This is a genomic window from Desulfobulbus elongatus DSM 2908, from assembly GCF_000621145.1.
Taxonomy (GTDB): domain Bacteria; phylum Desulfobacterota; class Desulfobulbia; order Desulfobulbales; family Desulfobulbaceae; genus Desulfobulbus; species Desulfobulbus elongatus.
This window is the reverse complement of sequence record NZ_JHZB01000005.1, coordinates 100,129-118,474: the sequence shown is the minus strand read 5'-3', so window position 1 is coordinate 118,474 and position 18,346 is coordinate 100,129. Positions and strand designations below refer to the sequence as shown.

The 18,346-nt window shown below is 61.5% G+C and carries 22 protein-coding genes and 1 pseudogene; 10 read left to right on the top strand and 13 right to left on the bottom strand.

Translation table 11 applies throughout. From position 1 onward, the window contains the following. Positions 1 to 35: 35 nt before the first annotated feature. The 5 genes from Q362_RS0104375 to mqnB form a co-directional block, all read right to left on the bottom strand. On the bottom strand, positions 36 to 734 hold the full coding sequence (locus Q362_RS0104375) for an arginyltransferase (RefSeq protein ID WP_051553642.1): 699 nt from the start codon (positions 732 to 734) through the stop codon (positions 36 to 38). Between the two features lie 59 nt (positions 735 to 793). Next, positions 794 to 2,143, bottom strand: coding sequence for an NADP-specific glutamate dehydrogenase (gene gdhA / locus Q362_RS0104370; protein ID WP_028317693.1), 1,350 nt, complete (start codon positions 2,141 to 2,143; stop codon positions 794 to 796). Between the two features lie 71 nt (positions 2,144 to 2,214). Continuing rightward, a complete protein-coding gene (gene mobA, locus Q362_RS22005) occupies positions 2,215 to 2,814 on the bottom strand; it encodes a molybdenum cofactor guanylyltransferase (RefSeq protein ID WP_084312272.1) in 600 nt (199 codons plus the stop codon). Continuing rightward, complete coding sequence (locus Q362_RS0104360) at positions 2,811 to 3,647, bottom strand: 1,4-dihydroxy-6-naphtoate synthase (protein ID WP_028317692.1); 837 nt, start codon at positions 3,645 to 3,647, stop codon at positions 2,811 to 2,813. The genes mobA and Q362_RS0104360 overlap by 4 nt, the downstream gene beginning before the upstream one ends. Further along, complete coding sequence (mqnB, locus tag Q362_RS22000; protein WP_051553640.1) at positions 3,640 to 4,299, bottom strand: futalosine hydrolase; 660 nt, start codon at positions 4,297 to 4,299, stop codon at positions 3,640 to 3,642. The genes Q362_RS0104360 and mqnB overlap by 8 nt, the downstream gene beginning before the upstream one ends. A 153-nt stretch (positions 4,300 to 4,452) precedes the next feature. Between mqnB and queA the strand changes: the two genes are divergently transcribed. Next, entirely contained in the window at positions 4,453 to 5,556 is a 1,104-nt protein-coding gene (gene queA, locus Q362_RS0104350; RefSeq protein WP_028317691.1) for a tRNA preQ1(34) S-adenosylmethionine ribosyltransferase-isomerase QueA, read from the top strand. A 70-nt stretch (positions 5,557 to 5,626) separates the two neighbouring features. On the opposite strand, the gene Q362_RS0104345 is transcribed toward queA, so the two are convergent. Beyond that, a complete protein-coding gene (locus Q362_RS0104345) occupies positions 5,627 to 5,902 on the bottom strand; it encodes an FmdB family zinc ribbon protein (RefSeq protein WP_028317690.1) in 276 nt (91 codons plus the stop codon). Between the two features lie 355 nt (positions 5,903 to 6,257). Between Q362_RS0104345 and Q362_RS0104340 the strand changes: the two genes are divergently transcribed. The 6 genes and pseudogenes from Q362_RS0104340 (at position 6,258) to rpsA (ending at position 10,359) form a co-directional block, all read left to right on the top strand. Beyond that, positions 6,258 to 6,701, top strand: coding sequence for a Ros/MucR family transcriptional regulator (locus tag Q362_RS0104340; protein WP_028317689.1), 444 nt, complete (start codon positions 6,258 to 6,260; stop codon positions 6,699 to 6,701). Positions 6,702 to 6,925: 224 nt separating this feature from the next. Then, complete coding sequence (gene murI / locus Q362_RS0104335; RefSeq protein ID WP_028317688.1) at positions 6,926 to 7,714, top strand: glutamate racemase; 789 nt, start codon at positions 6,926 to 6,928, stop codon at positions 7,712 to 7,714. Then, positions 7,707 to 8,411 carry a LolA family protein gene (locus Q362_RS0104330; RefSeq protein ID WP_028317687.1) on the top strand — a complete coding sequence of 235 codons (705 nt, stop codon included), beginning with the start codon at positions 7,707 to 7,709 and terminating at the stop codon, positions 8,409 to 8,411. Before murI ends, Q362_RS0104330 begins: the two co-directional genes overlap by 8 nt. 188 nt (positions 8,412 to 8,599) lie before the next feature. Beyond that, positions 8,600 to 8,722, top strand: a pseudogene (locus Q362_RS24820) (metallophosphoesterase family protein); the annotation flags it as partial. Between the two features lie 86 nt (positions 8,723 to 8,808). Next, entirely contained in the window at positions 8,809 to 9,120 is a 312-nt protein-coding gene (locus Q362_RS24715) for a metallophosphoesterase family protein (RefSeq protein ID WP_211248441.1), read from the top strand. A 75-nt stretch (positions 9,121 to 9,195) separates the two neighbouring features. Beyond that, the gene (gene rpsA, locus Q362_RS0104320) at positions 9,196 to 10,359 is read left to right on the top strand and encodes a 30S ribosomal protein S1 (protein WP_028317686.1); all 1,164 of its coding nucleotides are present in this window, start codon (positions 9,196 to 9,198) and stop codon (positions 10,357 to 10,359) included. A 7-nt stretch (positions 10,360 to 10,366) separates the two neighbouring features. On the opposite strand, the gene rlmB is transcribed toward rpsA, so the two are convergent. The 7 genes from rlmB to pal form a co-directional block, all read right to left on the bottom strand. Continuing rightward, positions 10,367 to 11,167 (bottom strand): 23S rRNA (guanosine(2251)-2'-O)-methyltransferase RlmB, encoded by an 801-nt coding sequence (rlmB, locus tag Q362_RS0104315; protein WP_051553635.1) that lies wholly within the window; start codon positions 11,165 to 11,167, stop codon positions 10,367 to 10,369. Then, the gene (gene gmk, locus Q362_RS0104310; RefSeq protein ID WP_028317684.1) at positions 11,167 to 11,775 is read right to left on the bottom strand and encodes a guanylate kinase; all 609 of its coding nucleotides are present in this window, start codon (positions 11,773 to 11,775) and stop codon (positions 11,167 to 11,169) included. Before gmk ends, rlmB begins: the two co-directional genes overlap by 1 nt. After that, positions 11,775 to 12,074 (bottom strand): DUF370 domain-containing protein, encoded by a 300-nt coding sequence (locus Q362_RS0104305; RefSeq protein ID WP_028317683.1) that lies wholly within the window; start codon positions 12,072 to 12,074, stop codon positions 11,775 to 11,777. Before Q362_RS0104305 ends, gmk begins: the two co-directional genes overlap by 1 nt. 47 nt (positions 12,075 to 12,121) lie before the next feature. Then, positions 12,122 to 12,988: a YicC/YloC family endoribonuclease gene (locus tag Q362_RS0104300; RefSeq protein ID WP_245590155.1), complete on the bottom strand. Its 867-nt coding sequence runs from the start codon at positions 12,986 to 12,988 to the stop codon at positions 12,122 to 12,124. A 58-nt stretch (positions 12,989 to 13,046) separates the two neighbouring features. After that, positions 13,047 to 14,048 carry a D-glycero-beta-D-manno-heptose-7-phosphate kinase gene (gene rfaE1 / locus Q362_RS0104295; protein ID WP_028317681.1) on the bottom strand — a complete coding sequence of 334 codons (1,002 nt, stop codon included), beginning with the start codon at positions 14,046 to 14,048 and terminating at the stop codon, positions 13,047 to 13,049. A gap of 28 nt (positions 14,049 to 14,076) precedes the next feature. Continuing rightward, positions 14,077 to 14,601 (bottom strand): OmpH/Skp family outer membrane protein, encoded by a 525-nt coding sequence (locus tag Q362_RS0104290; protein WP_084312266.1) that lies wholly within the window; start codon positions 14,599 to 14,601, stop codon positions 14,077 to 14,079. A 145-nt stretch (positions 14,602 to 14,746) separates the two neighbouring features. Further along, positions 14,747 to 15,223, bottom strand: coding sequence for a peptidoglycan-associated lipoprotein Pal (gene pal / locus Q362_RS0104285; RefSeq protein ID WP_245590154.1), 477 nt, complete (start codon positions 15,221 to 15,223; stop codon positions 14,747 to 14,749). A gap of 3 nt (positions 15,224 to 15,226) precedes the next feature. Here pal and Q362_RS23995 point away from each other — a divergent pair, with 3 nt between their 5' ends. The 3 genes from Q362_RS23995 to Q362_RS0104275 all read left to right on the top strand — a co-directional run bounded on the left by Q362_RS23995 (position 15,227) and on the right by Q362_RS0104275 (position 18,337). After that, a complete protein-coding gene (locus Q362_RS23995; RefSeq protein WP_169737355.1) occupies positions 15,227 to 15,487 on the top strand; it encodes a hypothetical protein in 261 nt (86 codons plus the stop codon). Further along, positions 15,442 to 17,640, top strand: coding sequence for an alpha-glucan family phosphorylase (gene glgP, locus Q362_RS0104280; protein ID WP_035215526.1), 2,199 nt, complete (start codon positions 15,442 to 15,444; stop codon positions 17,638 to 17,640). The genes Q362_RS23995 and glgP overlap by 46 nt, the downstream gene beginning before the upstream one ends. Before the next feature lie 274 nt (positions 17,641 to 17,914). After that, a complete protein-coding gene (locus Q362_RS0104275) occupies positions 17,915 to 18,337 on the top strand; it encodes a hypothetical protein (protein ID WP_028317677.1) in 423 nt (140 codons plus the stop codon). Positions 18,338 to 18,346 lie beyond the last annotated feature (9 nt).

The following is an 18,346-nucleotide window of genomic DNA, read 5'->3' as shown; positions in this document are numbered from 1 at the left end:
CCGGGGAGGTCAGGACGCATCCTGGCCTCCCCGGCTTATTTCTGTTCCCGCCAGATATCGTCGATCAGCAGTTCGTGCGGCCGGAAGGCACTCTTGTAGCTCATGCCGACATGGCCGTCGATCCAGTAGCCGAGATAGAGAAAGTCGATCTGCTGCGTCTTGCAGATGTGATTGAGGGTGAGAATGTTGAGGGTACCGGGGCTGCGCCAGCCCTGGCCGGGATCGAAGAAGAAATAAACCGCGTTCATCCACGTGGGCGCGGCATCGACGATGGCCACGCCCAGAAGTTCGTTGTCGACCCGGTAGCGGATCTCGAAGCACCGGGCGATGCTGGTGATGAAGAATCCGGAATAGTAGCTCTCGGCGCTGCTCCGGCCCTCGGAAAACCGGGTGGAGAGGAAGCGCTGCAAGAGGGCCACGTTTTCCCGCGACATGGTAAGGGGTGCGATCTCGATGGCCACGTCCTGATTCTTCTTCCAGACCCGGCGCTGATTGCGATTCGGGCGGAAGCGCTCCGGCCGCAGGCGGATGGGCACGCACAGATTGCAGTCGCGGCAGTGCATGTTGTAGATGCAGTTGCCGTTGCGCCGGTAACCGCGGGCCAGGAAATCGCCCATGGCCTCGTCGGAAAGCCGGCCGAAAACGGCCTGATGATAAATGGCGTCGGCGGCCATGTCGTAGGGGCATTCGGCCGCCGCATGGATGAAGAACCGCTCCAGATCTCCGACAATCATTCCGGACCTGCCCCGTCCGCCTGCATTTTCCCTTCCGGTCACAACACGTTCCTCCGCCGCTACACCAGTCCCTGATCGAGCATGGCGCTGGCCACCTTGACAAAACCGGCGATATTGGCCCCGGCCACATAATCGCCCTCGCGGCCGTAGGCCGCGGCCTCATCGAGACAGGTCCGGTGGATGGCGCGGATGATCGCATGCAGGCGGGTATCCACCTCCTCACGGGTCCAGCTCATCCGCATCGAGTCCTGGACCATTTCCAGGCCGGATACCGCCACCCCGCCGGCATTGGCCGCTTTGGCCGGTCCGAAAAGGACAGCGTGTTCCCGGAAGACGGCGATGGCCTCCGGGGTCGAGGGCATGTTGGCGCCCTCGCAGACCAGGCGCACGCCGCCGGCCACCAGATGCCGGGCATCCTGGCCGGTGATCTCGTTCTGGGTGGCCGCAGGAACGGCGCAGTCTGCCGGATAGTGCCACAGCGGATTCCAGCCCAGCACGGGATCGGCCGGCACATACACGGCTTGCGGGTACTGGTCGCAGTATTCGCGGATGCGGCCGCGGCGAACATTCTTCAATTCCTTGATAAAGGCCAGCTTGGCCGCATCGATGCCTTCCTCATCGTAGATATGGCCGGACGAGTCGGACATGGTCAGCACCCTGCCGCCCAGATGGAGGATCTTTTCCGCGGTGAACTGGGCCACATTGCCCGACCCGGACACCAGCCACCGTTTGCCGGCCACCGTTTCCCCACAGCGTCCGAGCATCTCGGCGGCGAAATAGATGATGCCGTAGCCCGTAGACTCCGGCCGGATAAGGCTGCCGCCCCAATCCAGCCCCTTGCCGGTGAGCACCCCGGTGAATTTATTTTGCAGTTTCTTGTACATGCCGAAGAGATAGCCGATCTCGCGCGCACCGACGCCGATGTCGCCGGCCGGCACGTCGGTGTCCTCGCCGATATGGCGGAACAGCTCGGCCATAAAGGCCTGGCAGAAGCGCATCACCTCGGTATCGGACCGTCCCTTGGGATCGAAATCGGCCCCGCCCTTGGCGCCGCCCAGGGGCAGCGTGGTCAGGCTGTTCTTGAACACCTGCTCGAAGGCCAGGAATTTGATGATCGACAGATTGACCGACGGGTGGAAGCGCAGGCCGCCCTTGTACGGGCCGATGGCGGAACTCATCTCCACCCGGTAGCCGCGGTTGACGTGGACCCCGCCCTGATCGTCCATCCAGGGGACCCGAAAGAGAATCATCCGCTCCGGCTCGACCAGCCGTTCGAGCACGGCCAGCCGCCGGTATTCCGGATGCCGATCCAGCACCGGCCGGATGCTGACAAGAAATTCCCGGACTACCTGATGAAACTCCCGCTGCTCGGGGTCCCGCCCGATACAATCTGCGATAGCCTGCTCCATGTCTGTGGTTTTCCGCTCCGTTTTCCTGCGTTGACCGTGGAGGCCGTCCTGCTTCGTGGCCGGCATCGCCTTCAAGGGGCGAGTTGGCCGAGTTCCTGGGGGGTGTTGACGTTGCGCCACGAGCGCCTGAGCGCCTCGGGCGGCTGCGGCGTGATCACGCCTGCTGCCTGCCGCAGCCACTGCATCCGGCGCTGGCCCGTGGCGGCCATGGTTTCCAGCAGCGGCCGGCACTGCCTGTCGTAATAGGCCAACAGGGGCTCGACGCGGCCATCTCCCGCCAGATCCGGCAGGATCGCGACCACGCCGGGACCGCGACCGGCGAGCAGCCACTGCAGGGCACCCACCTCCAGATCCGGCAGATCGCAGGCCGCCACCAGCCAGGACACCTCGGGATAGCGCCGAAACGCCGCCAGAATGCCGGCCAGCGGCCCGCCGAGGCCGGGAACATCGTCCAGGCGCGGCATCCCGGCAAGGGAGGGGGGCAGAGCACCGGCACCGGCAATGACCACCTGTTCCGTCCGGAGGCGGAGCAGAGCGACCGTCTGTTCGACCCAGGTCCGGTTCTCCCGATAGAGGAGATGCTTGGGCCGGCCCATGCGGCTGCTCTTGCCGCCGATCAGCACGCAGCCCCAGACAGGAGTTGGTGTTGTCTGACTGGGCGCAACGGTCATATATCGCCGACAGCGGCGGGGAAAAGCCCGGCAGCCGCGCCCCGGCGTAGCAGCTGACGCACCGCGTGCAGCCCTTCTTCTCCGAGCGCTCTGGAAGAGTCGTTGACGTAGAGGGCGATATGCTCGCGCATCACCTGCGGATCCATTTCCTGGGCGTGCGCCCTGATATAATCCCACCCCTCGCCGGGATGGGCATCGGCCCAGCGGATACTGGCGGCAATGGCCCCATCGATTTCGGCGCGGACGGCAGGCGGCAGCGTTTTCTTGGCGGCGATGCAGCCAAGCGGGATGGGCAGTCCGGTGGTCTCCTCCCACCACTGGCCGAGGTCGCGGATGCAGTGCAGACCCAGGGCCTGATAGGTGAACCGGCTCTCGTGGATGATCACGCCGCCATCGACCACCCCGGTGGCAACGGCGTCCATGATCCGGTCAAAGCGCATGACCGTGAGCCGCCGGCAATCCGGCCGATACAGCCGCAGCAGCAACGCCGCGGTGGTATAGGCGCCGGGGATGGCGATGGTCCAGTCGGCCAGGTCGGCCGGCTTGTCACCGTTGCCGGCAATCAGCAGGGGGCCGCATCCCCGCCCCAGGGCCGCTCCGGCCTGGAGCAGTGCATAGTTGTGCTGCACGTGGCCAAAGGCGTGGAACGACAATTTGGTCACATCCAAACGCCCCTGCAGAGCCCATTCGTTGAGCGTCTCCACATCCTCCAGATGGATGCCGGCCAGGCGGCAGCGGGCCAGCGCCACCCGGCCGTGAACCAGCCCATTGAAAATGTAGGTGTCGTTGGGACAGGGAGAAAAACCGAGGGTCAGGGCCAGTGGTTCAGTCATGCCGCAATCCTTTGACGACTAGGGCCGTCACCTCGCCGCACCGGGCACAGGCATCGTGCAGTTGCCAGTTTCGCAGGTCGCGGTCTTCGACCAGGTTGGAGATACATCGCAGTTCCAGCAGGGGGAGGCCAGCGTGCTGACAGGCACGCGCTACGGCGGCGCCTTCCATATTCTCGCACAGGGCCTGGTGGCGTTCGGCCAGCATCGTCCCCCGCCTGCGGGTGCCGCTGGCGCTGTTGACCGTCGCGAATACGCCGCTGGCGCAAGGGATGGCGGCGGCGGCCAGCACCGCTTCCGCCCGGTGCCGCAAGCCGGCGTCCAGTTCGAAGGTATCGGCTATGATGAATCCTGCGCCACGCAAGGGCAGCACCTCGTCATGTGCGCAGATGCCCAGATCGGCCAACACCTCGCGCTCGGCCAGACAGATGTCGAGGACGGCCGCGTTGCCCCGCCCTGCCACGGCATAAGCGCCGGCGACCCCGAAATTGACCACCCCGGCCAGTGGCAGGGAGGTTGCGGCCAGAAAAGCGGTCAGGCGGACCGCCGCCTCCACCGGCCCGACGCCGGTCACTAGCGTCGGACACACGGCCTGCGGGCAGAGGCGCCGGAACGGTTCCATCTCGAAATCGGTGGCGGCGGTTACCAGAAACACGGTCTTCCCAAAAACTCACAATCGGCGCGAAAACCCCATCGGCGCCCAGCCGCCCACACGGACACTTTTCGGCCAAGACTTTTGTCGCAATGTAAAGTAGGTTATCGTGCTTTGCAAGCAAATCACCCGGAACCTGCCAGCCTGCTTCTGACCATGACCGATCACACCTACCGTTTGGACGACTACGATTACGACCTGCCCGCCGACCGGATCGCCCAATTCCCAGCCCCGCAACGCGACCGGTCCCGGCTGCTCGTTCTTGCGACCGACAGCCCCTCGCTCGCCCACCGGACTTTTGCCGACCTCGCCGACTACCTCCGCGCCGGCGACCTCCTCGTCATCAACACCACCAAGGTCTTTCCCGCGCGGCTGCTGGGCCACAAGCAGACCGGCGGCAGGGTCGAACTGCTGCTCCTCGCCTTTCCTCGGCCCGCCTCAGAGGGCAACGCCGACCGCTCGTGGCGGCAAGCCTCGGCCACCGGCCTGATCAAAAGTTCAAAACGGCCCAAAATCGGCAGCCTGCTCCACTTCGGCCCGAGCTTCCGGGCGCGCGTCGACGGTCTGCATCCGGACGGCAAAGCCGAGGTGACACTCCAGTATCAACCGAAACAGGGGCAGTCCCTGGAGCAGCTTCTGGAAGTCCATGGCCAGATGCCGCTGCCGCCCTATATCAGCCGGCCGGACGGCAGCCTGGGCGAGGACCGGCATCGCTATCAGACCCGATACGCGCGCCAGACCGGTTCGGTCGCGGCCCCGACCGCCGGCCTCCACTTCAGCGACGAAGTGCTGGCAGCCATCGGCAACAAGGGAGTGGAGCGAGCCAACATCGTCCTCCACGTTGGCTACGGCACCTTTGCGCCAGTGCGAAGCGAGGATATCCGCGACCATGCCATCCACAGGGAATACGTCGAAATTCCGGAAGAAACGGTAACCGCCATCCGGCAGGCCAGGGAGAGGGGTGGCAGAATCTGGGCGGTGGGAACCACCACGGTGCGGACACTCGAATTTGCGGCCGATGCCGAAGGGCATGTCCGGGCGGGCTGCGGCGAATGCGATCTGTTTATCTATCCGGGCTACCGGTTCCGGGTGGTGGACAACATGATCACCAACTTCCACCTGCCCAAGTCGTCGCTGCTGTTCCTGGTTTCGGCCCTGGCGGGACAGAACCGGATTCTGGCGGCCTATCGGGAAGCGGTGACCGCCGGTTACCGCTTTTTTTCCTATGGGGACGCCATGGCCATCATCACCAGGTCATGAGCCGATTTCACCGCTGCAAAAGAAAAAACCCGGCCTGAAGCCGGGTTTCGTCGACCAGCCGCGCTGCCGGTCAGGTGGATGCCGGGCAGTGGCAGCAGCCACCGGAACTCGAGCACGACGACGCGCTGCCGGAATCGGCGCAGGGTGCGCATCCCTTGCCATTGCCTCCATTGCTGTAGCCGTCGGTGTACCAGCCGCCCCCCTTCAACTGAAACGAACTCATGGAGATCAGCTTGCGCACGCTGCCGCCGCATTCCGGACAAACCGACAGCGGTTCGTCGGCCATGCGCTGTTGCACCTCGAAAACCTTCTGGCATCCGCTACATTCATACTCATACACCGGCATGATCGCACCTCACAACTCTGTATATATGCAGGTTAAATAAAAAAACCGAGCCATCAAAACAAGGGCAACAATAATGCCTCGCCGACAGGCTGTCAACACCCGTCATGGAGACATCCCGGTCACGTTTTGCCTGGACCCCCTTGAAAGACAAGGGGCTTTGCACCGGCGACAACAGGAGCCGCGCCCTGTGATGCAAACCATCATTTTGTGCAACAACAGAAAGTCCGCCCCGGATTTTCCGGCTCGTATTTTTTCCTGTAACGATATAAAAAAATTGCATTGATCGTGTTCTTGTTCTATCATCGCAGGAACAGAGATACTGTACCCACTTAATTTATCCACTCAGGAGAGAACGATGAGTAAATCACTCGTTGAAATGACTGCGGAGATCATCCAATCTCAGATCAGCACCAAGCAAATGACCACGGAAGAAATAAAGGCGGCGCTGAACGACACCTTCCAAACCCTCAAGGCTCTGCAAGATTCCGAGTCCGTTGGGATTGAACCAGAGCCGGAAGAGGCCAATCCTGTTATCGATCCGAAAAAGTCGATCCAGAGAAATAAAGTTGTCTGCCTGGAGTGCGGTCAAGAGTTCAAGATGCTTTCCCCGAAGCATCTCAAATCACATGGACTGACCTCCAAGGAATATCGCAAGAAGCATGGTTTTTCCGCTCGGCAGCCACTGTGCGCCAAGGCGCTTTCTGAAAAACGCTCGCAATCAGGTAAGGAACGGGGGTTGCCGGACAATCTCCGCAAGGCTATTGAAATGCGGACAAAAGACAAGGCAAAGAAGAAGTAATATCCCGCATCCGACAACAGTTTTCAATTCGTATGCATTCAGGCGACAGGTGCCGAGCACTCCTCGCCTGAATGCAATATTTTTCCAATCGTACACCCATTTCGGCGCCACCTGTCATTTCAGCTTGTGGTTCCCGCCCGGCCGCAGTACAGTCACGACCGGTTCTCCGTACCCGCGCATCTCGATCTTTCCTCTTTGCCATTCACCGCAGTCAACACAAAAGAATGATTGGTATTTTTGATTCCGGCGTCGGCGGCATGACCGTTGCCCGCGCCATTGAACAATGGTGCCCGGGGTATCCCCTGGTGTACCTCGGCGACCTCGCCCGCATGCCGTATGGCCCCAAAAGTCCGGCCATGATCACCGAATACTCGCATCGGAATACCGAGTTCCTTCTCCGCCAGGGAGCCAAGCTGATCGTGATTGCCTGCAATTCGGCGGCGAGTACGGCCTCCACGTTTTTGCGCAGCCACTACCGCCAGGCCATCATCGACGTTATTTTTCCGGCAGTGGCCAAGGCGGCGGCCCTCAGTGCCACGGGCAAGATCGGCATCATCGGCACCAGGGCGACCATCAATTCCGGGTTCTATGAACAGCGCCTCCAGGAGGCCCGCCCCGACTGCCAGGTGTACAGCCAGGCCTGTCCGCTCCTGGTTCCCCTGGTCGAGGAAGGTTGGCTGGATCGCAGGGAAACCAAGATGATCGTCAAAAAATATCTGCACCCCCTGCGCGACAAGCAGATCGACACCCTCATCCTCGGCTGCACCCACTATCCCCTGCTCAAGAAGACGATCGCCCCCCGCATCGGTCGCCGGGTCAACATCATTGATTCCTCCGTCGAAGTGGCGCTCCACCTCAAATCGATTCTCGACACAGATGCAGACCTCCGCAATGAACTCCACGCCCCCGACACGCCCAGCCGTTTTTTTGTCTCCGATATGCCGGCGCCGGTGCATGCCCTGGCCGGAGCAATCTTCGGCCGCCCTGTCCTGCTGGAGCACACCGATGTGTAAGGGCACGCGACTCTGCCTCACCGTGGTGCTGCTTGTTGCCGGCCTTTTGTCCGGGATGGCCTTCGCCGCCGGGCCCGAACAGCGGGTAGCGGCACTTCAAAAAAAATACCAGCAGTTGCGCAGCCTTACATTCGATTTCTCCCAAACCACCCAGAACGGCGGCCGGATCAAGCATGGCTCCGGCAACGCCGTTTTTTACCGCCCGGCCGTGACCGAAGCCGCCGGGTCGCCGGGAATCGTGCGCTGGAACTACACCGGGCCGACCGAGCAGACCATCATCAACGACGGCGCCTCGCTTTCCATTTACACGCCCCAGGACAAGCAATTGCTGGTTTCCCCGACCCAGGACATGGAAGCCGACGTTACTTACGCCATCTTCACCGGCACCAAGAACCTGCTCGACGAATTCGCGGCCGCGGCGGGCGACCCTCTGTTCCGCCTCAATGATCCGCCAGCCGGCGACGAGGCGCTGCAACTCACCCCCAAGAAACCGCACCCCCAGGTCAAACGGATACAACTCTGGGTGAGTGGCGATCTCACCATTCACCGACTGCTCATGGAGGATCATTTCGGCGCCCTCACCGAGCTGACCTTCACCAATGTCCACTTCAACACCCTGCGGCAGGGAGATACGCAGCAGATGCAGGCCTTGCGCGCCCTTGACCTGGCACCGGGGACGGAAATCATCCAGCAATGAGCCAGCCCCATCGGCCTGCCCGTATCCGGCCGATGTGTTCCGGTTGACACCGGCAGCGACGGAAAAGCATTGCTCGGATACAACAAGCAGGGTAAAGAAGGGCTGCCTGCTGTTTGTTTTCCATGCAGATGTTGCGGGCACCATGACGACCACGCCCCACTCCAACCGCGCCACCTGAAGCAAGCCGCATGCGCATAGCCGTTCTTTCCGACAGCCACGACCATATCCTCAACCTCAAGCAGGCCGTGCTGTGCGCCAACCGGGAAGGGGCCGAGCTGCTGATCCACTGCGGCGACCTCATCTCCCCGTTCATGCTGCCGTATCTGGAACAATTCAACGGGCCGGTGCATGCGATCTACGGCAACAACAGCGGTGACCAGCACCTCATCGCCAGCCGTTGCGCCGCACCCGCCAGCACCATCACCTCACCCATCACGGCGGGCACGGCACCCTGGTTGCCGGTTCCTGGCGCATCGCCATCGAGCACTATCCCCGCTGGGCACGCGCCCTGGCGGCCTCCGGCGACTTCGACCTGGTCTGTTGCGGCCATACCCATCTGTTTCAGGCGGAATGGCTGGGCCGCTGCCTGCTGCTCAATCCGGGCGAACTTTTGGGCAAGGACGCGCCGCCGGCCTTTGCCCTCATTGATACCGCCGACGGTTCCGCGCGCCAGATATCCGTTGGCGAACGGTTGACGCTCGACGATTGAAACCGTTGTGAGCGTTTGCAGCGCCGGCAATGGTGGCCCCATCCGCCGGTTTATTCTTTTTTTGGTAAACGAGCCATGAGTGACGAAACCTTTGCAGAACTGTTCCAGGACAAAGCCGTCTCCCGTCCGACCCTCCAGCCCGGCAGCCGGGTTGCGGCCACCGTGGTCGGCATCAGCGGCGATACCATCTTCCTCGATGCCGGCGGCAAGAGCGAGGGCGTTCTCAACGCTGCCGAACTGCGCGATCAGGCGGGCGAACTGACCGTCGCCACCGGCGACCAGGTGCAGGTCTTCTTTCTGGCGGCGCGGGGCGGCGAGATGCTGTTCACCACCCGGCTGGGCTCCGGCCAGACGTCCTCCCGCGAACTGGAGGAGGCCTTCCGCTCCGGCATTCCCGTCGAAGGCAAGGTGACCGGCGAGGTCAAGGGAGGTTTTTCCGTGACCATTGCCGGCCAGCGCGGATTCTGCCCCTACTCGCAGATGGATGTCCGCAAGGTCGAACAGGCCGAGGACTATCTCGACAAAACCTTTGCCTTCAAGGTGATCGAATTCGGCAACCAGGGCCGCAACATCATCCTATCGGCCCGGGCCGTGCTGGAGGAACAACGACAACAGGAGCGCGAACAGCTGAAGGCGCGGCTGCGCGAGGGCATGCAGGTCAGCGGTACCGTCACCTCCATTCGCGAGTTCGGCGCCTTCGTCGACATCGGCGGCGTCGACGGGTTGATCCCCATCGCGGAGCTGGCCTGGGGCCAGACCGACAGGGTGGAGGATGTGCTGAACCGGGGCCAGCAGGTCGAGGTCATCATCAAACGGCTCGACTGGGACAACGAGCGGATCTCGCTGAGTCTGCGCGAAACCATGGAAAATCCGTGGGACAAGGTGGCGTTGCGTTACCCGGTGGGTTCGGTTCACCGGGGCAGGGTTTCGCGGCTGACCGCCTTCGGCGCCTTCGTCACCCTGGAGTCGGGCATCGATGGGCTGCTCCATATCTCCAAGCTGGGTGCGGGACGGCGGATCCACCACCCCCGGGAGGTGCTGGAGGCCAGTCAGGAACTGACCGTCAAGATCGAATCGGTCGACGTCGACCAAAAGCGCCTGGCCCTGACCCCTGAGGATTACGTTGCCAGGGAGTCCAACGCCGGCGCCGACACTCCACCGCCGATGCCCAGGGAATCGGCCTCCATGGGCACGCTGGGCGATCTGCTGCAGCGGCAGATGAACAAAAAGAGGAAGTAAAGCGGTCTTACTCGGAGCGGCGGGCAATCTCGAACATGATCACCGCCGCTGCCACCGAGGCGTTGAGCGAGTTGAAGGCGGCCCGCATGGGAATCGTTACCATCACGTCGCACTGCTGGCGCACCAGCGGCCTGATTCCCTTGCCTTCGCTGCCGATCACCAGGCAGACCGGGCCGGAAAAATCGGTGGCATAGATCGAGGCGGCATCGGATTCCGCCACCGCGCCGTAGATCCAGAAGCCGCGCTCTTTCAAGCGGTTCAGCGCATCGCTCAGGTTGACGACCTGGCAGAGCCCCAGATGGGCCACCGCTCCGGCGGAGGTGCGGGCAACGGTGCCGGTCACCGGCACGCTGCGGTCCCTGGTCAGGATCACGTGCTGGAAGCCGGCGGCCAGGGCCGAGCGCAGGATGGAGCCGAGATTGCGGGGGTCCTGGATGGAGTCGAGGGCCAGTAGCCTGGGCGGCGGCGGCGATGGCTCCCCGGCGATCCGGTCCAGCAGTTCGTCGAGGGGCAACAGCCCCGCCGCGCTCAGCCGGGCCACTACGCCCTGATGGCGGCAGGTGCGGGGCACGCGCATTCGGTCGGCTTCGACGAAGCGAACGGCGATACCGCGCTCCTTGGCCGCATCGATAATCTCCTGCAACCGCATTCCGCCCTTGCCCCGCTGGACGAGGAGTTCGTTGATCGTCGCCGCCTGCTGCGCCAGGGCTTCCCAAACCGCGTTGATCCCCCAGATCAGGTCATCGTCCAGCGCAGGCGCCGCCGCTCTTCCATCCGACGGGCGTTCTGTTTTGCTTCTGTCCGCCATCAGGAGTTCCAGTGCGCCTGCCGGCCACTCAGCGTCCGGCGTTGCCGGCACCGCTCGGCAATGATGATGCTGCGCAGACTTGCCACCGCCTCGTCAAGCCGGTCGTTCACGATCAGATAGTCATACGATCCCGAACAGGCCAACTCCTTGCGAGCATTGTTGAGTCGAAGGGCGATGGTTGCCTCGCTCTCGGTGCCGCGGCCACGCAGGCGACATTCCAATTCGGCGAGCGACGGCGGGGCGATGAAGATGGTCACCGGTTCGGCTCGCTGCCGCACCTGCGCCGCCCCCTGGACATCGATGTCGAGGATGACGTCGTTGCCGGCACGCCGATGCTTCTCGACTTCGTCGACGCTGGTACCGTACATGTTGCCGTGGACTTCGGCCCATTCCAGAAAACCGGCAGGCGGCCTGGTGCGGATGGCGGTGAAGGTCGCTGCCTCAATAAAATGGTAGTGGACTCCGTCGATCTCGCCGGGCCGGGGTTGGCGGGTGGTGTGCGACACGGAAAAAACCAGGCCGGGCAGGTCCTGCATGACCCGCTTGAGGATGGTCGTCTTGCCGCATCCCGAGGGTGCGGACAGGACCAGCAACAATCCGTTCTCCATCATTCCCCCTCGATCTGGGCCTTGACCAGCGCCGGGTCCGGATGCCGTTGATCCTGTTCCAGGGCCAGCAGCCGCTGACTGATGGTTTCCGGCTGCACCGAGGAGAGGATCAGGTGGCCGGAATCAAGGATCAGGATCGCCCTGGTCCGCCGTCCCTCGGTGACGTCGATCAGCTTCTTTTCCAACCTGGCATCTTCCTTCAATTTCCTGATGGGCGAGGAGCCCGGATTGACAACGGCGAGAATACGGCTGACCTTGACGGCATTGCCAAAGCCGATATTGACGAGTCTGTTTTCCATGGACGCACTGTGCGGCAAAAGAGAAGCGAGCGCCAGAGCGGCGTCTGCTATTCGATATTCTGCACCTGTTCGCGCAGTTTCTCGATTTCGTTCTTCATTTCAACGCCAAGGTGCGCAATGGCGGCATTGGCGATTTTAGAGGAAAGGGTGTTGACCTCGCGAAGGAATTCCTGGAGAAGAAAATCGAGCCGCCGGCCAACCGGTTCGTCGCTGGCGAGAAAGGAACGGAACTGGGCCATGTGACTGTCGAGCCGGGTGATCTCCTCGGTGACATCGCTCTTGTCGGCCATGATCGCCATTTCCTGGGCGAGCCGGATCGGGTCGAGATCGATCCCTTCCAACAGTTTGCCGATCCTCTGCCTGAGTTCGTGCTGGCGTTGCTGTTGGAGTTCGGGAATGGCGCTGTCGATCCGCCGGACAATCGCCTCGAATCTGGCCAGGCGGTCAAGGAGATCCTGCCGTAGCGCCTGCCCCTCCTTTTCCCGCATGAGATCGCAATCCTTGAGCGCCGCCTCCAGCGCGGCGGCCAGCAGCAGCCACTCGGCATCCATGTCCGGACGCTGCTCCTCCAGGCTGATCACGTCGCGCAGGGTCAGCATATCGCGCAGGGTCACCGGCCCCTCGACATCGTAACCATCGACCAACTGCTGGAGGCACCGGCGGTATTGGCGGGCCACGGCTTCGTTGACCGCCAGTTGCGGTTCAGCGGCAGCCGCCCCCTGCAGACTGAAGGTGATATCGACCCTGCCCCGGTCAAGCGCGGCGGCCACCTTCCTCTTCACCGGCTCCTCGAACGCGGTGAACGCCCGAGGCAGGACCACCCGCTGATCGAGGAAGCGGTGGTTCACGGTCCTGATTTCGGCGACCCAGGTTCTCCCCTCGGCCACGGCCTCGCCACGGCCGAATCCTGTCATGCTTCGTGGTCGCATTCCCATCCCGTCAGTTTGCTCTCTTGTGAAATCATCGAACATGTCAGGCACGCGCCGCCGCGACCGCCGCCCGCAGTTCGTGGGCGGTCACGCAGGCGGTGCCGATCTTGCCGACCACGATGCCAGCGGCGTGGTTGGCGAGCACCGCAGCTTCCCGCATGGTGCATCCGGCGGCAAGGCCGAGCGCCAGCGTGGCCGCGACCGTATCTCCGGCACCGGTGACGTCGTAGACCTCCTTGGCCATGGTCGGAATGGTGACCAGTTCGTCATCGGCCTGCAACAGCGCCATGCCGGCCTCGCCCCTGGTGATCAGCACTCCCTCGCAGCCGATGTCGTCCCGGATATGGCGCGCCGCCGCCAACAGGCTCCGCTCATCCTCGATCCGGAGGCCGGCAATCTGCATGGCTTCGTGGTGATTGGGCGTGATCACGGTGGCGCCGACAAAACAATGGATATTGGACGGCTTGGGATCGACGATCAGCGGCAGCGGCCGGTGCTCGCGGCTGCGGACCGCATACAGCAGTTGATGGAGCCGGACCATCAACTGCTCGCTGACCATCCCTTTTGCATAGTCCGACACCATCACTGCGTCAAAGGTATGGATGGACCGTTCAAGATACTGCAGCAGCGCGTCCAGGGAATGCCTGGAAGGAAATCCCGTCTGTTCCCGGTCGAAACGGACAATCTGCTGCCCCTGGGCAACCACCCTGGTCTTGACGGTGGTGGGACGCTTGCCGATCACCAGACCTTCGGTGGACACCCCCAGTTGTCCGACCAGATCGGCCGCCTTCCGTCCCATGGCATCGTCGCCGACAATGCCGCACAGGGCGCTACGCCCGCCGAGGGAGACGATGTTTCTCAGGACGTTGGCGCTTCCTCCCAACAGGAGATCTTCACGCTGGACATTGACAACCGGAACCGGTGCCTCGGGGGAGATCCGGCTCGCCGTCCCCCAGAGAAAGTGATCAATGATGATGTCGCCGATGACCAGCACGCTGACATCGGCGAAACGGGCAAGGCGCTCCTCGAGGAGTTGATCGGCCATGGCGCCAGATCGAACCATTCCGGGGATCTTACTTCATCACCTTGTTCAACTCGCTGATGACCGTATTCGATATGTCAACCGCGTCGGTGGCATACAGCACCACATTGCGGGGCAGAACGATGGCATAGTCGTTATCCGCGGCGATCTTGGCCACCACTTCCTCCAATTTCTTGATCACGGGATTGACCTGCTGTTCGCGCAGTTTCCTCAGCTCCTGGTTGGCATTCTCCTGTTTTTCCGCCAACTCCTGGCGTTTTTTCTGAAACGCGGCCGCCTTTTCCCTCTTGACGCTGTCGCTCCAGGCTGCACCCTTCTTCTCGCCTTCCTGCTGCATGGCGATGAGTTCGTTTTCATCTTTTTTGAAGGATGCCTGCAACGAATCCATCTTCTGCTTGATGACCCCTTCCGCTCTCTTGCCGGCAGTAGAGGTAGACAGCACCTGTTTCATGTCAATGACTGCAATTTTGGTATCTGCTGCCAAAGCCTGACCATTGACGAGAACCAAGGCACCAATCAACAGGCCGCTCACACAGCCGACCACTGTTTTTACCATATTCACTGTTCATACTCCCTTTCTGAATGATTTCCGTCTCCCGCCGCCCCAAGCCGTTCCGGCCGTGGATGAGACAACAGGCAAAAAAAAGAGAAACCGGGCAGGGCATCCCCTTGACCCGGTTTCAATCCGTCACTCGTTCATGTCATTTTACAATAACGAAGTCATCCCGCCGATTCTGGGCATAGGAAATTTCGTCGTGGCCGAACAGCAGCAGTTTCTCCTCGCCGAAACTGACCGTGGTCAGGCGGTTTGCCTTGACCCCCAAGTTCACGAGATACGACTTGGCGCTCTGCGCCCGGCGTTCACCGAGGGCGAGGTTGTACTCCTGGGTGCCACGGGGATCGCAGTTCCCCTCGATCCTGATGCTGATGTCCGGATTCTTCTTCAGAAAGTCCGCATTGGTCTCGATGCGCTGCACCTGCTCGCCGGTGACAGTGGAGCTGTCAAACTCGAAATAGACCGGCACCATCGGGCCGGAGGTTCTTCCCTCCATGATGCCCGTATCCGGCGTCTCCAGCGACTCAGCCACGCCGGCGCCTTCCGTGCCTTGCTGCGCGGTTTCGGACTTCTTGCTGCATCCGGTCAGGCCCAAGCCCACGACAAGGAATGCCAATGCCATACAATGAAACATCTTTTTATTGCTCATTTCTCCCTCCCATACGGTGAAAAAATTAAAAAACGCACAGAAGCAGAATTTACTGTGCGGAGCGAGAATTACAACAAATTTTTCCCAAAAAATGAATTTCCTTGCAAAAGAACACCGGCTTATCTAAAGTCTTCCCGCTCCCCCTCAGGGGAGGATACCCCGTTCTCAAAGCAAGAAAAAGTATTACTTTCATGGACAACTCCCCATCCGGCCCGCCAGCCTGCATCGAGCACTTGATTTGCGCCAACCGTTTCGGCACGTTTTTTGGCGTTTCCCAGCACGTTTTCGACCGGGCCTGGAATCAGTTGACCCGAACCGACGGTGAATCGGTCGCCTATGTTTCCATGGAGATCGGCGCCGATCCCGATGTGTTCCATCCGGTCAGAGATCTCCTGGAACGGGAAGGGATCAAGAAACACCCCAACCCGCAATTCGACGGCCTCGTGCGAAAATACCTGGACGGTCCCCGGAAGATCCCGAATTACAGCGGCGGTTTGGGCGTGCTCGCCGGCGATACCCTCAAAAGCTTTGCCGACATGCACCTCCCGGTCCTGGCCATCAGCCTGTTGTACCGGGAGGGATATTTTTCCCAGATCGTCGACTCCAAGGTCGGGCAGATCGATCACGCCACCCGTTGGACGCCCGAAACGACCCCCACCCTGTTCCAACTCCGGAATCCGGAGGCGCCCGACCGGCCGCTCGTCATCGAGATTCCTTTCTATAACGGGCAACTCAATCCGACCATGGTCAGGGCACATGTCTGGATGAAACTGGAGATTTCCGGAGATCTCGATGCCTTCGTCCCCGAGTTTCTCATTGACTACAGCCTGCCCGACGCCCCGCCATGGGTCATTGAATCCGCGCATCAACTCTACAACGCCAAATCCGCCATCATCAAGGCCAATCAGCGGCGCATGCTGGGCTCCGCCATCCTGCCCTTGCTCGAGACGCTCGGCTGCACGGCTCGTACCATCCACCTCAACGAGCAGCACGGCATCACCGTCACTCTGCACCTCATCCTGCAGGAGTTGCATGCCGCTTTCGGCGACGCCTTTCTCGACAAAATTGCCGATGCCGATATCCTCGCGGCGGCGGAACGGGTTTCTCGCACAATCGTCTACACGATCCACACGCCGGTCAAGGCCGGGCACGACCGCTTTTCCCGGGAGTTGTACTCCGCGATCAGCCACAAAACCTTCCAACGGATCCTCAACCTCCTCGCCCACGACGACGAGGTCGGCCATGAGTACAACTTCACTGCCATGGCCATGCGGATCAACCGGGCGGTGAACAGCGTCAGCCGGCTGCACCGCGATGTCACCAAAAAACAGTTCCCGGCCTTTGCCGACAAGATCAAGGCGATCACCAACGGGGTCCATCACCTGACCTGGATCAGCGAACAGCGGGCCGCCTGCTTCAGCCGGATTCCATCGCTCCGCGCCTGGCGCACCGATCCCAGCTGCTTCGGTACCGTCACCGCCCAGGAATCGGCCGCGCTGGCCCAGGGGCTCGACGATGCCTGGCGTGCGGACAACCGCCGCCTGGTCGACTACGTCAACACCATGCTCAAGCGACACCGCGAGCAGATGATCGAGACCTGGATCGATCCGCCCAACCATCTCTCCAGCCTCCCCGAAACAGAATGGCTCCGACCGGGGGTCTTCACCATCGGTTTTGCCCGCCGGTTTTCCACCTACAAGCGGGCCGACCTGATCTTCGACGACATCGGCCGTCTTGCCGACATCCTCATCGCCCTCGACCGGCCGATCAATTTCCTCTTTGCCGGCAAGGCACATCCCGCCGACGAGCCGGGCAAATCGGTCCTCAAGCTGATCCTCGACAATCAGGAAGAACTCTACCTCCGCAGCAGGGGTCTGGGCAAATTGGTCTTCATTCCGGGCTACGACATGCGGATCGCCAAAATGATGGTCAGTGGCGTGCATGCCTGGCTCAACAGTCCCAAGCGGCCGCTCGAGGCGAGCGGCACCAGCGGCATGAAAGCGGCGATGAACGGCGTCCCCAATATCAGCATCATGGATGGCTGGTGGGTCGAAGGGTATCACAACGGCCAAACGGGCTGGAAGTTCGGCTACGAAGGCCCGGTCGAGGAGGCCGACCTGAGCGAGGCGCCCGATGCCCTGCTGTACACCGAGGATGCCGCCGCCTTTTACGAGCTTCTGCCCACGGTGCTCGAATCGTTTTACACCCGCCCCGCATCGTATCTGGAGCGGGCGCTGAACAACCTTCGGCTCAACATCCCCATTTTCAACACCCACCGGATGGCGGCCGAATATGTCGCGCAATACGGCCTGCAGCTGCCCCAAGACCAGGAAGCAGCAATCAACCGTTTCCGCCGGTTGTATCTGAGCGAAGAGGGCGGTATGTTGTAGCAGGCTCCGCATCGTCCCGGTTTCCCGCCGGGAGTACACATGACGGCCCGAAGGATTTTTCCCGAACAAAAGCAGTGCTTATCCCAATGAGGTACAGTATAAAAGCCTCATCCCCTCGAAGCGCCCCGGCAGGAACAGTCGGCGAGCCGGGGAGGGAACTGCCGTTTGTCGACGGACACGCAGCGCATCTCTTCCGCTTGCAGCCGGATCGAAACCGTCCCGTAAATCCCTTCAATCCGATTTGAATTTTTGATAGACCATCCAAGGAGAACGCATGGCTCGCCACATCAATCCCAGCAATTCCACCAACAAAACCATTGATGCCATTGATCGGAAAAGGGAGCGGGAACGCCAGTTCATGCTCAAGAAATCCCGGGAAATGGCCGCCGAGTTGGCGGTTTCCCTGGTGCAGCGACTGTTGGATCTGCATATCATCGAGACCAATTCCGTCCATGCCATCCAGGAAGTCATGGCCCGGCAGCTGCAACAATTGAGCGACATGGAAGAATTCGACATGCAGTTCAAAATCGCGCCGATCAGGAATCTGACCCCGGACCCCAACGTCATCAGCCTCTATTTGACCCAATACATCATTGAAGACCTGATCGATCACCCCAACATCCAGGATGTCTTCGGCGACGATCTGGAAATTTATCGGGCCGTGGATTCAGTGCTTGCCCGCATTCGGCCGCGGTGATCATGTCCC

Excerpts from the sequence above, each read along its gene's own strand:
- Q362_RS0104375 (WP_051553642.1), bottom strand. The coding sequence starts at position 734 with ATGATTGTCGGAGATCTGGAGCGGTTCTTCATCCATGCGGCGGCCGAA.
- gdhA (WP_028317693.1), bottom strand. The coding sequence starts at position 2,143 with ATGGAGCAGGCTATCGCAGATTGTATCGGGCGGGACCCCGAGCAGCGG.
- mobA (WP_084312272.1), bottom strand. The coding sequence starts at position 2,814 with ATGACCGTTGCGCCCAGTCAGACAACACCAACTCCTGTCTGGGGCTGC.
- Q362_RS0104360 (WP_028317692.1), bottom strand. The coding sequence starts at position 3,647 with ATGACTGAACCACTGGCCCTGACCCTCGGTTTTTCTCCCTGTCCCAAC.
- queA (WP_028317691.1), top strand. The coding sequence starts at position 4,453 with ATGACCGATCACACCTACCGTTTGGACGACTACGATTACGACCTGCCC.
- Q362_RS0104345 (WP_028317690.1), bottom strand. The coding sequence starts at position 5,902 with ATGCCGGTGTATGAGTATGAATGTAGCGGATGCCAGAAGGTTTTCGAG.
- Q362_RS0104340 (WP_028317689.1), top strand. The coding sequence starts at position 6,258 with ATGAGTAAATCACTCGTTGAAATGACTGCGGAGATCATCCAATCTCAG.
- murI (WP_028317688.1), top strand. The coding sequence starts at position 6,926 with ATGATTGGTATTTTTGATTCCGGCGTCGGCGGCATGACCGTTGCCCGC.
- Q362_RS0104330 (WP_028317687.1), top strand. The coding sequence starts at position 7,707 with ATGTGTAAGGGCACGCGACTCTGCCTCACCGTGGTGCTGCTTGTTGCC.
- rpsA (WP_028317686.1), top strand. The coding sequence starts at position 9,196 with ATGAGTGACGAAACCTTTGCAGAACTGTTCCAGGACAAAGCCGTCTCC.
- rlmB (WP_051553635.1), bottom strand. The coding sequence starts at position 11,167 with ATGGCGGACAGAAGCAAAACAGAACGCCCGTCGGATGGAAGAGCGGCG.
- gmk (WP_028317684.1), bottom strand. The coding sequence starts at position 11,775 with ATGGAGAACGGATTGTTGCTGGTCCTGTCCGCACCCTCGGGATGCGGC.
- Q362_RS0104305 (WP_028317683.1), bottom strand. The coding sequence starts at position 12,074 with ATGGAAAACAGACTCGTCAATATCGGCTTTGGCAATGCCGTCAAGGTC.
- Q362_RS0104300 (WP_245590155.1), bottom strand. The coding sequence starts at position 12,988 with ATGACAGGATTCGGCCGTGGCGAGGCCGTGGCCGAGGGGAGAACCTGG.
- rfaE1 (WP_028317681.1), bottom strand. The coding sequence starts at position 14,048 with ATGGCCGATCAACTCCTCGAGGAGCGCCTTGCCCGTTTCGCCGATGTC.
- Q362_RS0104290 (WP_084312266.1), bottom strand. The coding sequence starts at position 14,601 with ATGGTAAAAACAGTGGTCGGCTGTGTGAGCGGCCTGTTGATTGGTGCC.
- pal (WP_245590154.1), bottom strand. The coding sequence starts at position 15,223 with ATGGCATTGGCATTCCTTGTCGTGGGCTTGGGCCTGACCGGATGCAGC.
- Q362_RS23995 (WP_169737355.1), top strand. The coding sequence starts at position 15,227 with ATGAAACATCTTTTTATTGCTCATTTCTCCCTCCCATACGGTGAAAAA.
- glgP (WP_035215526.1), top strand. The coding sequence starts at position 15,442 with ATGGACAACTCCCCATCCGGCCCGCCAGCCTGCATCGAGCACTTGATT.
- Q362_RS0104275 (WP_028317677.1), top strand. The coding sequence starts at position 17,915 with ATGGCTCGCCACATCAATCCCAGCAATTCCACCAACAAAACCATTGAT.